Below are 13053 nucleotides of genomic sequence, written 5' to 3'. Positions count from 1 at the left end.
TTGCAAACAGTCTGCCGTCATCTTTATTGATGGCAGACTGTTTTGTAATTTTTCAACAAAGTAGAGAGGGGGATATTTTTGAAGCTGAAAGTGATCTTTATAGTTATTTTAATCTTGTCAGTTTTATCAAGTGGATGTTCTTCAAGCAAAGAAACACTCCAATACGAAGGCGACCCCGAAATAGAGGCAACGATAAAAGTGATGACCATTGGAAGTGAAAAGAATTTGATGAAGGACGTTGGGGATTTATTTAATGCTAAGTACCCTAATATTGAGATTAAGGCAATCACCTATGTACCTAAAAATTTAATTGATGTTCTAGAAAAAGAGAAGCCGGACGTTCTTTTCCTTTCGCTTCAACAATATGAACAATTGATTCGGGAAGGTAAATTGTATGACATAGATACGCTGATGTCGAATGATGCCTTTGCTCTTAAAGGAGTGCACCCTGAAATTGTCAGTTATCTCCGGGGACTTGGCAGCGGTAAGTTGTATGGTTCAGCGGCAAACTTCGAGAACAAAGCTCTCTATTATAACAAGGATTTATTTGATAAATACAATATTTCATATCCGCAAGATCAGATGACATGGGAGGAAATCATTCAACTAGCTAAACGCTTTCCGGCAGAAGACGGAGTGAGCGGCTTATATATGCTGAATTTAGCAACGATAACAGATGATATAGCATGGACGGAACATCTCACGGAGGTTAACGTTAAAAACATGGAGGTTTCACTCCACTCGGAATCTTATCGGAGAATATTTGAAATGGTTATGGATGCTTACGAGTCCAAAGCCTTAGTTGCCCCCGACATGGATCTATTTGAGGTCTACGATCCTTTTATTACAGGAACAAGCGCTATGACTGTGGATTACTACTATTACATTAATAATAAGATTAACTGGGCTGCTGAAGACAAAGGAAATAAATTCAATTTAAATTGGGATGTAGCTACTGCACCAGTAAGCGAGGCTAGTCGTGATATCGCACCTTATTTCTATGTTGATGGAATAGTTTCCGTGAATAAGGAATCGGAGCAAAAGCAGGCGGCATGGGAATTCGTCAAGTTTGTTAACAGTGAGGAATTGGCTAAGGCAAAGTCACGAACCATTGGAGGTGCCCCGTCTACGCGAACGGATTACATTTATAATCCCGAAGGAAAAAGAATGGAGGCCTTTTATAACTTGAAGCCTGATGTTAACCGCACGTTTATTGATTTTGATAAATTTCCTAAAGGTTTCTTCGGGAATATGGACGAAATTATTAACTCCGAACTAAAGGCCGTAACCGTAGGTGCCAAAACCCTTGATGAAGCCGTTGCTTCCATGCAAGAGCGAGGGCAGCGGTTACTGGATCAAAAGTAGCTTTTATGAATAGCGCGGCATTTGCCCAGATGCAAAATATAGCGGAAAGAGAGTAGGCAGGCGAAGTGAACCATAAGGGAGTTCTTCGAGGATTGTTGTTTGAGATCGTTCCGTTCATATGGAAATCGGCTCCTGTACGATTGGCCGTAATGATGGTTATTCGGATCGTGGAGGCCTTGCAGCCGGCGGTTCAGATCTATCTGACCAAGCGGCTGGTGGAGCAAGCCGCCTTATTGTTCCAAGGAAATAAGGAAATGCTGCTGCCGGCGTTGACGACGATCGGCTGGCAGGCTCTATTTTTTCTGGCTGCCTTGGGTTTAAGGTCGCTGGCTCATATGCTCCTTGTGGTGATCAAGCAAAAGGCGCAGTTTCGAATGGACCGGGAGATCGCCGATAAATGTGCCAGACTGGACTATATCTATTTCGAGCAATCCGAATACTATGACCGCCTGCAGAGAGTCACTCAAGGGCTCGCCTATCGCGGGCTTTCCGTGTTGGATCATTTTTTCCTGGTGCTTCAAAGTATCATTACGTTAACTTCGCTGCTTTTTGTTCTGGCCGGGTTTCATTGGATGCTGTCCGTCGGGGTTCTTTGTTTAATCATTCCTTCCTTTCTGATCAATATGAAACTGGGCCAGAAAAGATATAAGCAAATGATCGCCCAAACTCCTTCAAGCCGTAAAGTTCAATATCTCATGAGATTGATGACCAGTAGGGAGTCCGCCAAAGAAATGAAGCTGTTCAAGCTGTATCCTTACATCATCGGCCAATGGGGCGAATTGTACTGGAAAAATGCGAAAGAAAAGGCCGCACTGGAAAAGTCGGGCCAATGGCTAGGCGGTTTCTCCGAGACTTTTTCTTATGCGTTTACGGCACTTGCTACTGTTGTTGTTCTTTTAATTAGTTATACGGGCAGTCTTACGATCGGGGTTTTTGTGGCGATGATCCAGACCGTGACGACGGCTAAAGACAGCGTGATGCTGATAGCCGCGAATTTGTCGGGCATTTATGAGAATGCCTTGTTTACAAGCGAATTGATTCAATTTCTGCATCTTCCGGATAAAAAGCCGGATGAGCGTGTGGAATTGCAGAAGTTTCTGTCTGAATTCCATGAAGCGACCAAAGGCGGTCTTGAGGTGACGGGGCTGTGCTTTACCTATCCCAATCATAGTGTGCCGGCATTGACGGATGTAGGGTTTCACATTAAGCCGGGACAGCGGGTGGCTATTGTCGGTCATAATGGGGCCGGTAAAAGTACGCTGGCCAAATGTCTGCTCGGTCTTTACAGACCGCAAGGGGGAAGTGTGCTGTGGAACGGGAAGGATATTTCCGCAGATGAAGACGGCAAGTCGATTAGTGCCGTTTTTCAGGATTTTATGCAATATCAATTAACGCTGAAGGAGAATATCGGGTTCGGACAGATCTCAGCCCTGGATGATAGTGAACAGTTGAATATTGCGGCGGTCAAGACAGGGGTGGACTTCATTTCCCATTCGCTTCCGCATGGATATGAAACGCTATTGGGCCATGAATATGAAGGGGGCAAAGAATTGTCTCAGGGGCAATGGCAAAAGGTAGCGTTAAGCCGTTCCTTCTTTAACGTCGATGCCGAGCTGGTGATTTATGACGAACCCACTTCCGCATTAGACCCGATTGCCGAAGCCGCCTTGTTTGAACGATTTTCCGAATTGGTGGAAGGGAAAACGAGCATCATGATTTCCCACCGGCTGGGAAGCTGCCGCAATGCGGATTTGATTTTGGTGCTAAAAGACGGGCGACTTGTCGAGCAGGGAACTCATGCCCAGTTGATACAGCGTCAAGGGGAGTATGCGCGTATGTACGGAGCCCAGTCCCAATGGTATGACATGAACGGAGTGATCGCATGAAAAGAGTGCTTGATCCAATAAGAAAGCTATTTGTCTCTTCAAGAGCTAAGACACAAAATACGGCGCTCGCGGAGGGGGATCTCCCCCGGGGCGGGAATGTCGGAGACTTTCTTCCATTATTTAAAGGGAGAGACCAGATGGGGAGGAAGGTGAGGTCGGAGACGTTTCCCGGACGCGTCTCTAAATTGATTTTTTTAAGCGACAGCTGCGGGTCGTGTATCGAAGTGCTAAATCAGTTGGCGAACTATTCACTAAGTAATCATTTTCTGGTATTAAAAAGTGATCCCGAGCCTTATTCGGATGCCGATCTGGAGGATATTTCATATAAATTTCCTATCTTCAGATCTTCCAAGATTGTAGAAATGTTCGGAATTCAGCGAGTCCCAACCATTTTAACTATAAATGCGGAAGGAAGGATTGAGCGAGTCGATGAGTTGGCCGATCCCGAGCAGTTGGGTTTTTGTTTGGAACCATCCTCCCCGACATGGTCTAAACGTGATCAGGGCTTGCCTTTGGGCAGCCCGTTTCCGGGATATGCATTAAACGCGGGCGACACGGTAGAGATGGTGGGCGAGGAAGGGGCTGTCGTTCTTTTCCTGTCTACGGATTGTTTGTCGTGCTTGGACATTTTCTCCAAACTGAATTTGCTTATTGATAAATGGCCCGGTAAAAGAATTGTTCTTTATATTCAAGGCGAAGAGTCCAAAGTGAAAAGCTTTTTGGAGGAGAACCAAATAAATCTCCCGTTTCATCTGTATGACCCCTGCCAAAGAGAGAGATTTAAAACGTCGGTTTTCCCATACCACTATTCTCTCTCTATAGAAGGATATGTCTTAACAAAAGGAACCGTTAAGGATGCGGAGGAGCTTGAAGCCTTTGTGGACACGGGGATGGATCATACATTGAAGTTTGAGCAAGGGGAGCAAGGAGGGCAAGGCGCATGATTAGCGAAAACGGACCGGATCTCGGAAGTTTCATCTCGGCTAAAGAGTACATAAATCAGAGCGGCAGCGCATTGAATTTGCGTTCCATTCGGGGAACGAAGGTGTTGCTGTTTATTTCTATGCACTGTGTCCGATGCATGGAGTTGGTGCCCGAGCTTCAGCAGATGCATCTGCCTCATGCCCGCTTTATTCTATTTTCTACAGGGAGCGATGAAGACCATAAAGAGCTGGACGAATTTCTTCAGCGGAAGTGGCCAATCGTTTCGCTCTCTCCAGAGCAAATGGAAGAGGACTTTCTCATCCGATCCCATCCCTTCGGCTTGGTCATTGATGAGAATCAGCAGGTATGCAACAAAGGAACGGTCTATACCTCGAATGAGTTGCTCGAACTAGCCGGAACGCGTGGAGCGGGCAATCTCTTAAAAGTCTTAAGAAATTATGTCAGGAGGAAATGATGAACTCTCTATATCTCGACTATTGCGCATCCACACCTCTGCATCCCCGGGCGTTTCAGACGCTAATGGATTCCTCCAAACTATATTATGCCAACCCGTCGTCCATGCATGAAATGGGATTCGAGGCCAGTCTCCGGGTGGAGGAATCCAGAGAGCAAATTGCACGGCTGCTTCAAGTCAAAGCCACGGAAGTTATTTTCACGTCCGGGGCTACGGAGAGCAATAACCTTGCGATTATAGGCGTGGTGCGGGCCTGGATGAAGCGGACGGGGCGCAATCCCCATATTATTTTATCCGAAATTGAACATTCATCTGTATACCAATGCGGCAAGCAACTAGCAAAGGAAGGGGTGGAGGTGTCTTTCCTGCCCGTCAATCGCCAAGGGATCGTAAGTCCGGTGTCCGTGAAGGAGTCGCTGCAAGCCAATACCATCCTCGTGAGCGTGATGCATGTAAATAATGAAACAGGGGCCGTGCAGCCGATTGCCGAAATTGGGGAATTAGTGAAGCCGATGCCCCATGTTCTTTTTCATGTGGATGGGGTACAGGGATTTGGCAAATTACCGGTTGAATTAGACTATATCGATCTATATACCGTGTCAGGACATAAAATTGGGGGACCCAAAGGTATCGGACTGCTTATAGCTAAAGAACACATTGAGATGGATCCGCTTCTGTATGGCGGGGAGCAGGAACTGGGAATAAGACCGGGGACTACGAATGTTCCCGCAGTTTTGAGTTTAGCCGAAGCCATCGCGGCGGCATTTGAAGAGCAGCAGAAGAAGTTCAAGCATCTGATGGCCTTGCATGATCTGGTCTATTCCAGGCTGGCAGGGATTTCCGAGTTAGTTATGAACAGCCCCCAGCCCCCGCTCTCCTCTCCGCATATCCTTAACTTTTCATATCAGGGAAGAGGGATCACTTCGGCGATGATGATCCGTATGCTGGCCAAACAAGGAATCATAGTCTCGTCACAATCCGCTTGCTCGTCAAAGGCCAAACAAAGCCGGGTACTAATGGCCATGACGCAGGATGAAATGATTTCTTCCAGCAGTATCAGGCTCAGTTTTAATGAAACGGTTACACTGGAGGAGGCCGGATACTTGGTTGCATCCGTTGAACAAATGGTCTGTCAGTTAAAGTCAAAGAATAAATTTGATTTACTGCAGAAATACCAAATGAACAGCTGAAAATGAAGGTGGAATTTTGTAAGAAGAGGAAGAAAGATTGAAACAAATCTCAAATCGAGCCGCCCCTTTTAAACGATAACGAGATTCAACTTCACGCTTGCCTGTGTGAACTTGGATCTCTTTTTCAATCGTATCTGCCGTATCTGCATCAACCACCGATCGGGAGGCACTGTCATTTTCCGGCGGAAGAAGGGGTGAGCGGGCTTTATATTCAGGACTTCTCCTTCCTGGTGAGCGAAATGGTACTACACCGCGGCGTCAGCCGACAGAATGCCGCAACCAAAAAGGTGAAGATGGATACGGAATCTTATAAGGATTTTTTTGAGACAGCTATAGACGCCTACCATCAGATGCGGTCGTATCTCCCGAATTAGAGGGGTGGAAAATGATCCTTTTATTATGGGTACCAGCGCCATGACGGTCAATTACTTCTACTATATTAATAATGCTATCGGGTGGGCGCATCCGCGCTTCTTCAAAAAAAGGCGCTGCTTCATCAAGACGCGCCTTCATCCAAATTCATTTTCCGGTCGGCATCGTCACCGGGGCCTGAAGCCAGCTCCCAATTCCATTGAAACTTGTTGCCAAGGTCTCTCTGTCCTGTCGTCAAATCGTCAACCATTTGCAATTTGTGTCGTCCTGCAGAACAAGGGCGCCGACGGGACAAGGTTCGTGGTAATTGGAAAAAGACAGTGATATAATAAACGAGATTTGTGGGACGCTCGGGAATGAGAATGTCGCCGCAAGTGAAGACAGGATGCTATAAAACCGGAGGGACAAACAATGGCAAAATTGGTGGTATGCGATCACCCCTTGATTCAACACAAACTGACATTTATACGCGATATGCGGACCAACACGAAGGATTTTCGTGAATTGGTGGATGAAGTAGCCACACTGATGGCCTATGAGATTACAAGAGAAATTCCTTTGGAATCAATCAAAGTGCAAACGCCGGTGGCTGAAGCGGAATCGCGCGTCATCTCGGGACGCATGTTAGGACTTATTCCGATTCTTCGCGCAGGGCTGGGCATGCTGGATGGAGTGCTGAAGTTGCTGCCTGCGGCAAAAGTAGGTCATGTGGGTCTTTTCCGTGATCCCCAGACGCTGCAGCCTGTCGAGTATTATATTAAGCTGCCGACCGACGTACAGGAACGTGAATTAATCGTGATCGATCCGATGCTCGCTACGGGAGGATCTGCGATTGCGGCAATTGACGCGCTTAAGAAACGCGGCTGCACCCAAATCAAAATGATGAACCTCATCGCTGCGCCGGAAGGTGTCAAGGCAGTGCATGATGCCCACCCGGACGTTGATATTTACGTTGCCGCGCTGGACGAGCGTCTCGATGATCACGGATATATCATTCCAGGTCTTGGCGATGCGGGTGACCGGTTGTACGGTACGAAATAAGAAACGTTCAAGGAAGGGAAGCACCTATGTCAAAAATCAAAGTGATGACGATTTTCGGGGTTAGGCCGGAAGCCATCAAAATGGCTCCGTTGATTTTGGAACTGCAAAAGCATTCCGAGCATATTGATTCCGTGGTTTGCGTGACAGCACAGCACCGCGAAATGCTCGATCAGGTGCTGGACGTGTTCCGTATCGTGCCGGACTATGATCTTGATGTCATGAAACCAAATCAAAGTCTTAACGAAATTACGATTCGCGTGTTGCAAGGGCTTGAAGAAGTCCTCCGTGAAGCGAAGCCGGATATCGTACTCGTTCACGGCGACACGCTAACGACGTTTCTGGCCAGCTATGCGGCTTTTCTTCAGCAAATCAAGATCGGGCATGTGGAAGCCGGCCTTCGTACATGGAACAAATTATCGCCTTATCCGGAGGAGATGAACCGGCAATTAACCGGGGTACTGGCGGATTTGCATTTCGCTCCGACGGACTGGTCCGCCGGGAATTTGCTCACAGAGAATAAGCCGGAGTCAAGCATATATATCACAGGCAATACAGTAACGGATGTGTTTCAATATACTGTAAAGCCGAATTACAACAATTCTGTGCTGGAGTGGGCCGCCGGAAAGCGGCTTATTCTTATGACTGCGCACCGGCGCGAATCGCAGGGAGAGCCCCATATGAATATATTCCGTGCCGTCAGACGGATCGCGGACGAATTCGAAGATGTGGCCATCGTTTATCCTGTGCATCTAAGCCCGGCGGTGAGAGAACCGGCGTATGAAACTTTGGGAGACCATCCCCGTATTAAACTAATCGAGCCACTGGATGTGGTGGATTTGCACAATTTCTATCCACATACACATCTAATCCTTACGGATTCCGGCGGTTTACAGGAAGAAGCGCCGTCTTTTGGCGTTCCTGTACTTGTGCTTCGCGATACGACGGAGCGCCCGGAGGGCATCGAAGCGGGAACGCTGGAACTCGTCGGCACGGATGAGGAGATGGTATATGAGCGGACAAAGGCGCTGCTCAGCGACAGTGAGCTTTATAATTCTATGAGTCGGGCCGCTAACCCGTACGGAGATGGAAAGGCGTCTGAACGAATTGTCAATGCGTTATGTCACCATTTCGGAATTATAAGCGAACGTCCTGAACGATTTCACAGAAAGTTCACAAAGTAAAAAGATCAAGAATTGTGTTTCTGGTCAAGATAGCATACAGTTATACTGTACGGTTTAACGCTTTCTTGCTTTCACCCTTTGAATTATCGCTTTAACGCTTTCGTTGACAAAAAGTCGTCACATTCAGTAAAATAAGTGAGGATTGCGTCGATGAATAAATCTGACAAAGAAGTTAAACCATGGATAATAGCCTCATATATTAGTGGGGCTGGTATCCTGCTTGTGATTTATATTCTGTCGGGTTATTTGCTGTCAAGATGGCTTGTGTATCACTACGGGGGCTCTGAGGTTTGGATCGCTCTCGGAACGATCCTGGGTCTTGTTCTGGGAATCGTTAACATTATTGTTCTAATCTATAAGTTTATGGGGGAGCAGAATGGATGATTTGAACTCCATTGTTACGGTCGTGTCCCGGATAACTCTGTTAATGTTATCTGCCTTGTTTCTTGGATGGGCTTTTCTCCCGGAGCATAGGCCATTATGCAATGGATTGATTCTGGGCCTTGCAGCTGGATTGGTGTATGTCCGCTTCTTGTCGGCGAAGGTACGGGGGCTGGTTAACCTCGTGGTCAGCCAAGAGAAGAAGCGCTACAGTTTCGGGTTCATTACTAGAATTTGTCTGGTTTTTGTTACGGTAATGATTGCGGCGAAATTCGAGCAGGTGTCCATGATTGGCGCCATCATCGGTGTGTTTGTGCCGCAGATTCTGACCATACCGGCAAGTATAGTAATCAGCTTAAGAAACAAGTCTTGATTAGCTGAACAGTGGAAAGGGGTGAGTACGTACACATGCATGAAGCACCGATAATCAACCTTGGTGGATTCAATCTTGATTTCTCCGCCGTTCTGATGCTGTTTGTCAGCTGCTTGATCGTTTTCGTGCTTTGCAGACTGGCTACCAGAAATCTGTCGGTAGAGAATCCGGGGAAACTTCAAAACTTTATGGAATGGGTTGTGGAGTTCGTTCAAGGGATCGTCGGAAGTGCTATGGATCTGAAGAAAGGGAAACCTTACATCACTTTGGGATTGACGCTGATTCTATTTATTTTTGTATCGAATTTGCTCGGCTTGCCGATGGGAATCATCACAGAAGCGCATCAGCCGGAGTCCATTTTCGGACATATTATTGAAGCGACACGTAATCTCAGCCATGGCGAACATGCCGAAATTCTCTGGTGGAAATCTCCTACAGCCGATATTTCCGTAACTGCGGGTCTGGCTCTGATCGTCTTTTTCCTGATGAATGTTCTCGGCCTGAAGTACAACCGGAAACACTATCTCAAACACTATATCGAACCATTCCCTGTCTTTCTCCCACTAAATATTATCGAGAACTTGGCCAAGCCAATCGCATTGGCGATCCGGTTGTTCGCTAATATCTTTGCGGGTGAGGTCCTGATCACGGTTATTTTGAAGATGGGCTTCCTGGGCATTCCGTTTATGGGGATATGGCAAGGGTTCAGTATCTTTGTCGGCGCTCTCCAGGCGTACATCTTTACGATTTTGACCATGGTTTATATCGCACAGACAACGATTCATGAAGAAGAAAGTCATTGATAAACTCATTGGGTTTGCCTCTTGGCTAGCTCAAAGAGGTCTATTATATCAAACATAAAATTGACCAATTTAAGGAGGAAAATTAAATGAATTTTTTGGCAGCAGCTATAGCGGTTGGTTTGGGTGCACTTGGCGCAGGTATTGGTAACGGTATGATCGTAAGTAGAACAGTAGAATCGATTGCCCGTCAACCTGAAGCTCGCGGTCCGTTGCAAACGACGATGTATATCGGGGTAGGTATCGTAGAAGTTGTGCCTCTGGCCGCTACCGTTATCGCGTTCCTGATCATGTTCTCTTAATAAATAGCTACGGTTTGGCGGGGAGGGCCGATGCCATCCGCGCCTTCGTTTTATGAGTATCGAAACATCTCAATTCTAGTGCAAGTTGTAGCTAACGGAAAGGAGTGACATCGGTGAACGTCCTGTGGGAGAATATTGTAATTACAATGATTTCATTTGCCATTCTGTATTGGCTACTTAGCAAATATGCTTTCGGTAAACTGTTTGCGATCATGGAACAACGCCGTGAACTGGTGCGGAACCAATTGGAAGAGGCGAAGCAAACTAGAGAGCAGGCTACTGTTTATGTTGAAGAGCAGAAGGAAGCTCTAAAGCAAGCGCGTCAGGATGCTTTCGAAATTATCGAGCAATCCAGACAGAGCAGTAGCAAACAGGCGAAAGACATACTTGATCAGGCGAAGAATGATACGAACCGCATGAAGAATGAAGCCATTCGTGATATTGAAATTGAGAGAATGAAAGCGATTGAAGCCTTGCGCGGCGAAATCGGCGCTTATTCCGTCAATATCGCCTCCAAGCTGATTGAGCGGGAAGTTGAAAGCAATCCTGCGGAGCAGGAAAAGCTCGTGGACCAATACCTGAATGAAGTAGGTAATAAATCATGAGCCGGGAAACAGTGGTAGCGAGCAGATATGCGAGAGCTCTTTTTGAAATAGCCGGGCAGGAAGGACGTACCTTGGAGCTTGAGCAGGAGCTGCAGGCTCTAGTTAAGGTTATGTGCGTGGATCATGAGATCCAAAGCTTTATTTTAAGTCCAAATATTTCAGCGGAAGCGAAATGGAATGCGATCGGTATTGGCTTGGAAGGGAAGTTGTCGCAACCGATCATCTCCTTGGCAAAACTGCTGATTGAACGGGGAAGAACCGGAATATTGCCTGAGGTTTTGAACAGCTATACCAAAATTACCGGCGATGCTTTAGGACTTGCCGATGCGCTGGTATACAGCACCTATTCTCTGAACGAAAAGGAGAAACAAGAGGTTGCCAAGGAATTCGGTACTCTCGTAGGCAAGAAAATCCGCGTCATCAATGAAGTGGACAAAGAATTACTGGGCGGTATCAAGGTGAAAATCGGCGATACTGTGTACGATGGAAGTTTGTCCGGCAAGCTGGAACGGCTTGAAAAGTCTTTTCGAAGACAAGCACTGTAGATAGGGGTGAAACACTTGAGTATCAGACCTGAAGAGATCAGTTCACTGATTAAAAGTCAGATCGAACAATATAAATCGGAAATTGAAGTGGCCGAAGTCGGCACCGTTATTCAAGTTGGTGACGGTATCGCCCGTGTCCACGGACTTGAGAACGCCATGGCAAACGAACTGCTTGAGTTTGAGAATGGCGTTTTTGGGCTTGCGTTGAACCTGGAAGAAAGCAATGTCGGTGTTGTTATACTGGGGCCATACAGCGAAATTCGTGAAGGCGATCAAGTGAAACGCACAGGACAAATCATGCAGGTTCCGGTTGGCGAAGCTTTGCTGGGCCGCGTTGTAAATCCGCTGGGTCAACCGGTGGACGGCAAAGGTCCGATCGCGACTACGGAATTCCGTCCTGTCGAGAACAATGCGCCAGGCGTAATCGACCGGAAATCGGTTCATGAACCGATGCAAACCGGGATCAAGGCGATCGACTCGATGGTTCCGATCGGCCGCGGCCAGCGGGAACTTATCATCGGCGACCGCCAAACCGGTAAAACGGCAATCGCTATCGATACCATCATTAACCAAAAAGGCAACGGCGTAAAATGTATTTATGTCGCGATCGGCCAAAAGCAATCCACGGTAGTTAACGTAGTGGAAACGCTCCGTCGCCATGGAGCACTCGATTACACGATCGTCGTAACGGCATCCGCATCGGAACCTTCGCCGCTCTTGTACATTGCGCCATATGCTGGCGTAACTATGGGCGAGTACTTTATGTACAAAGGCGAGCATGTCCTCATTATTTATGATGACTTGTCCAAACAAGCGGCTGCTTACCGCGAGCTGTCCTTGCTGCTCCGTCGTCCTCCGGGCCGCGAAGCATATCCGGGTGACGTTTTCTATCTGCACTCCCGCTTGTTGGAACGTGCAGCGAAACTGAGCGATGAACTCGGCGGCGGTTCGATTACTGCGCTTCCATTTATCGAAACCCAAGCATCGGACGTATCCGCGTATATTCCGACCAACGTAATCTCCATTACCGACGGTCAGATCTTCCTGGAATCGGATCTGTTCTACTCCGGCCAACGTCCGGCGATCAACGTCGGTATTTCCGTATCCCGGGTAGGGGGATCCGCCCAAATTAAGGCGATGAAGAAGGTTGCCGGTACGCTCCGTCTGGATCTGGCTCAATACCGCGAGCTTCAAGCGTTCTCCCAATTCGGTTCCGACCTCGACAAGTCGACGCAAGCGCGCTTGACCCGCGGTTCCCGGATGATGGAAATCCTGAAGCAAGGTGTCAACCAGCCTTTGGCGGTTGAAGAGCAGGTAATCAGCCTTTATACGGCTGTCAAAGGCTACCTGGATGACATCGCACTTGGTGATGTGCGCCGTTTTGAAGCCGAATTCCTGTCTTTTGTGAAGAGCCAGCATGATGAAGTGCTCCAATCCATCCGCGACACGAAGGATCTCACGGCCGATAATGAAGCAAAACTTAAAGAGGTCATTGAAAAGTTCAAAAAGGGCTTTGCGACTTCCGTATAAAAAATGCATAAACCGGCCCTGGCTTGTTGCCGGATCGCCGGTTTGTGACTGTGTTTAATCCTGCTTTGGCTTTGCCAAAGTTC

16 protein-coding genes are annotated in these 13053 nt (G+C 47.4%); 15 read left to right on the top strand and 1 reads right to left on the bottom strand.

All coding sequences use genetic code 11. From position 1 onward, the window contains the following. The first annotated feature begins 78 nt into the window (after positions 1-78). From DFP94_RS14985 to DFP94_RS14960, 6 genes are all read left to right on the top strand, one after another. The gene (locus DFP94_RS14985; RefSeq protein WP_114497281.1) at positions 79-1365 is read left to right on the top strand and encodes an ABC transporter substrate-binding protein; all 1287 of its coding nucleotides are present in this window, start codon (positions 79-81) and stop codon (positions 1363-1365) included. 65 nt (positions 1366-1430) lie between these two features. Next, positions 1431-3251, top strand: a complete 1821-nt coding sequence (locus tag DFP94_RS14980; RefSeq protein ID WP_220270921.1) for an ABC transporter ATP-binding protein — start codon at positions 1431-1433, stop codon at positions 3249-3251. Positions 3252-3388: 137 nt separating this feature from the next. Then, positions 3389-4195 (top strand): TlpA family protein disulfide reductase, encoded by an 807-nt coding sequence (locus tag DFP94_RS14975; RefSeq protein WP_147273859.1) that lies wholly within the window; start codon positions 3389-3391, stop codon positions 4193-4195. Then, positions 4192-4650: a peroxiredoxin family protein gene (locus tag DFP94_RS14970; protein WP_114497278.1), complete on the top strand. Its 459-nt coding sequence runs from the start codon at positions 4192-4194 to the stop codon at positions 4648-4650. The genes DFP94_RS14975 and DFP94_RS14970 overlap by 4 nt, the downstream gene beginning before the upstream one ends. Continuing rightward, the gene (locus DFP94_RS14965) at positions 4647-5840 is read left to right on the top strand and encodes a cysteine desulfurase family protein (RefSeq protein ID WP_114497277.1); all 1194 of its coding nucleotides are present in this window, start codon (positions 4647-4649) and stop codon (positions 5838-5840) included. Before DFP94_RS14970 ends, DFP94_RS14965 begins: the two co-directional genes overlap by 4 nt. A 194-nt stretch (positions 5841-6034) precedes the next feature. After that, on the top strand, positions 6035-6214 hold the full coding sequence (locus DFP94_RS14960) for a hypothetical protein (RefSeq protein WP_114497276.1): 180 nt from the start codon (positions 6035-6037) through the stop codon (positions 6212-6214). A gap of 122 nt (positions 6215-6336) precedes the next feature. On the opposite strand, the gene DFP94_RS26300 is transcribed toward DFP94_RS14960, so the two are convergent. Continuing rightward, positions 6337-6468, bottom strand: coding sequence for a hypothetical protein (locus DFP94_RS26300; protein ID WP_281269494.1), 132 nt, complete (start codon positions 6466-6468; stop codon positions 6337-6339). 155 nt (positions 6469-6623) lie between these two features. Between DFP94_RS26300 and upp the strand changes: the two genes are divergently transcribed. From upp to atpA, 9 genes are all read left to right on the top strand, one after another. Then, positions 6624-7253, top strand: a complete 630-nt coding sequence (gene upp, locus DFP94_RS14955) for a uracil phosphoribosyltransferase (protein WP_114497275.1) — start codon at positions 6624-6626, stop codon at positions 7251-7253. 26 nt (positions 7254-7279) lie between these two features. Then, positions 7280-8434, top strand: coding sequence for a non-hydrolyzing UDP-N-acetylglucosamine 2-epimerase (gene wecB / locus DFP94_RS14950; RefSeq protein ID WP_114497274.1), 1155 nt, complete (start codon positions 7280-7282; stop codon positions 8432-8434). A 150-nt stretch (positions 8435-8584) separates the two neighbouring features. Continuing rightward, positions 8585-8818 carry an AtpZ/AtpI family protein gene (locus DFP94_RS14945; protein WP_114497273.1) on the top strand — a complete coding sequence of 78 codons (234 nt, stop codon included), beginning with the start codon at positions 8585-8587 and terminating at the stop codon, positions 8816-8818. Further along, the gene (locus DFP94_RS14940) at positions 8811-9188 is read left to right on the top strand and encodes an ATP synthase subunit I (RefSeq protein ID WP_114497272.1); all 378 of its coding nucleotides are present in this window, start codon (positions 8811-8813) and stop codon (positions 9186-9188) included. Before DFP94_RS14945 ends, DFP94_RS14940 begins: the two co-directional genes overlap by 8 nt. Before the next feature lie 35 nt (positions 9189-9223). Further along, entirely contained in the window at positions 9224-9991 is a 768-nt protein-coding gene (atpB, locus tag DFP94_RS14935; protein WP_114497271.1) for a F0F1 ATP synthase subunit A, read from the top strand. An 86-nt stretch (positions 9992-10077) separates the two neighbouring features. Then, positions 10078-10290, top strand: coding sequence for a F0F1 ATP synthase subunit C (gene atpE, locus DFP94_RS14930; protein ID WP_114497270.1), 213 nt, complete (start codon positions 10078-10080; stop codon positions 10288-10290). A gap of 113 nt (positions 10291-10403) precedes the next feature. Beyond that, positions 10404-10895 carry a F0F1 ATP synthase subunit B gene (atpF, locus tag DFP94_RS14925; protein ID WP_114497269.1) on the top strand — a complete coding sequence of 164 codons (492 nt, stop codon included), beginning with the start codon at positions 10404-10406 and terminating at the stop codon, positions 10893-10895. Beyond that, positions 10892-11440, top strand: coding sequence for a F0F1 ATP synthase subunit delta (locus DFP94_RS14920; RefSeq protein WP_114497268.1), 549 nt, complete (start codon positions 10892-10894; stop codon positions 11438-11440). Before atpF ends, DFP94_RS14920 begins: the two co-directional genes overlap by 4 nt. A 15-nt stretch (positions 11441-11455) precedes the next feature. Next, positions 11456-12970 carry a F0F1 ATP synthase subunit alpha gene (gene atpA / locus DFP94_RS14915; protein WP_114497267.1) on the top strand — a complete coding sequence of 505 codons (1515 nt, stop codon included), beginning with the start codon at positions 11456-11458 and terminating at the stop codon, positions 12968-12970. The last annotated feature ends 83 nt before the right edge of the window (positions 12971-13053 follow it).

This window comes from Fontibacillus phaseoli, assembly GCF_003337355.1.
Taxonomy (GTDB): Bacteria; Bacillota; Bacilli; order Paenibacillales; family Paenibacillaceae; genus Fontibacillus; species Fontibacillus phaseoli.
This window is presented reverse-complemented; position numbering and strand designations above follow the sequence as displayed.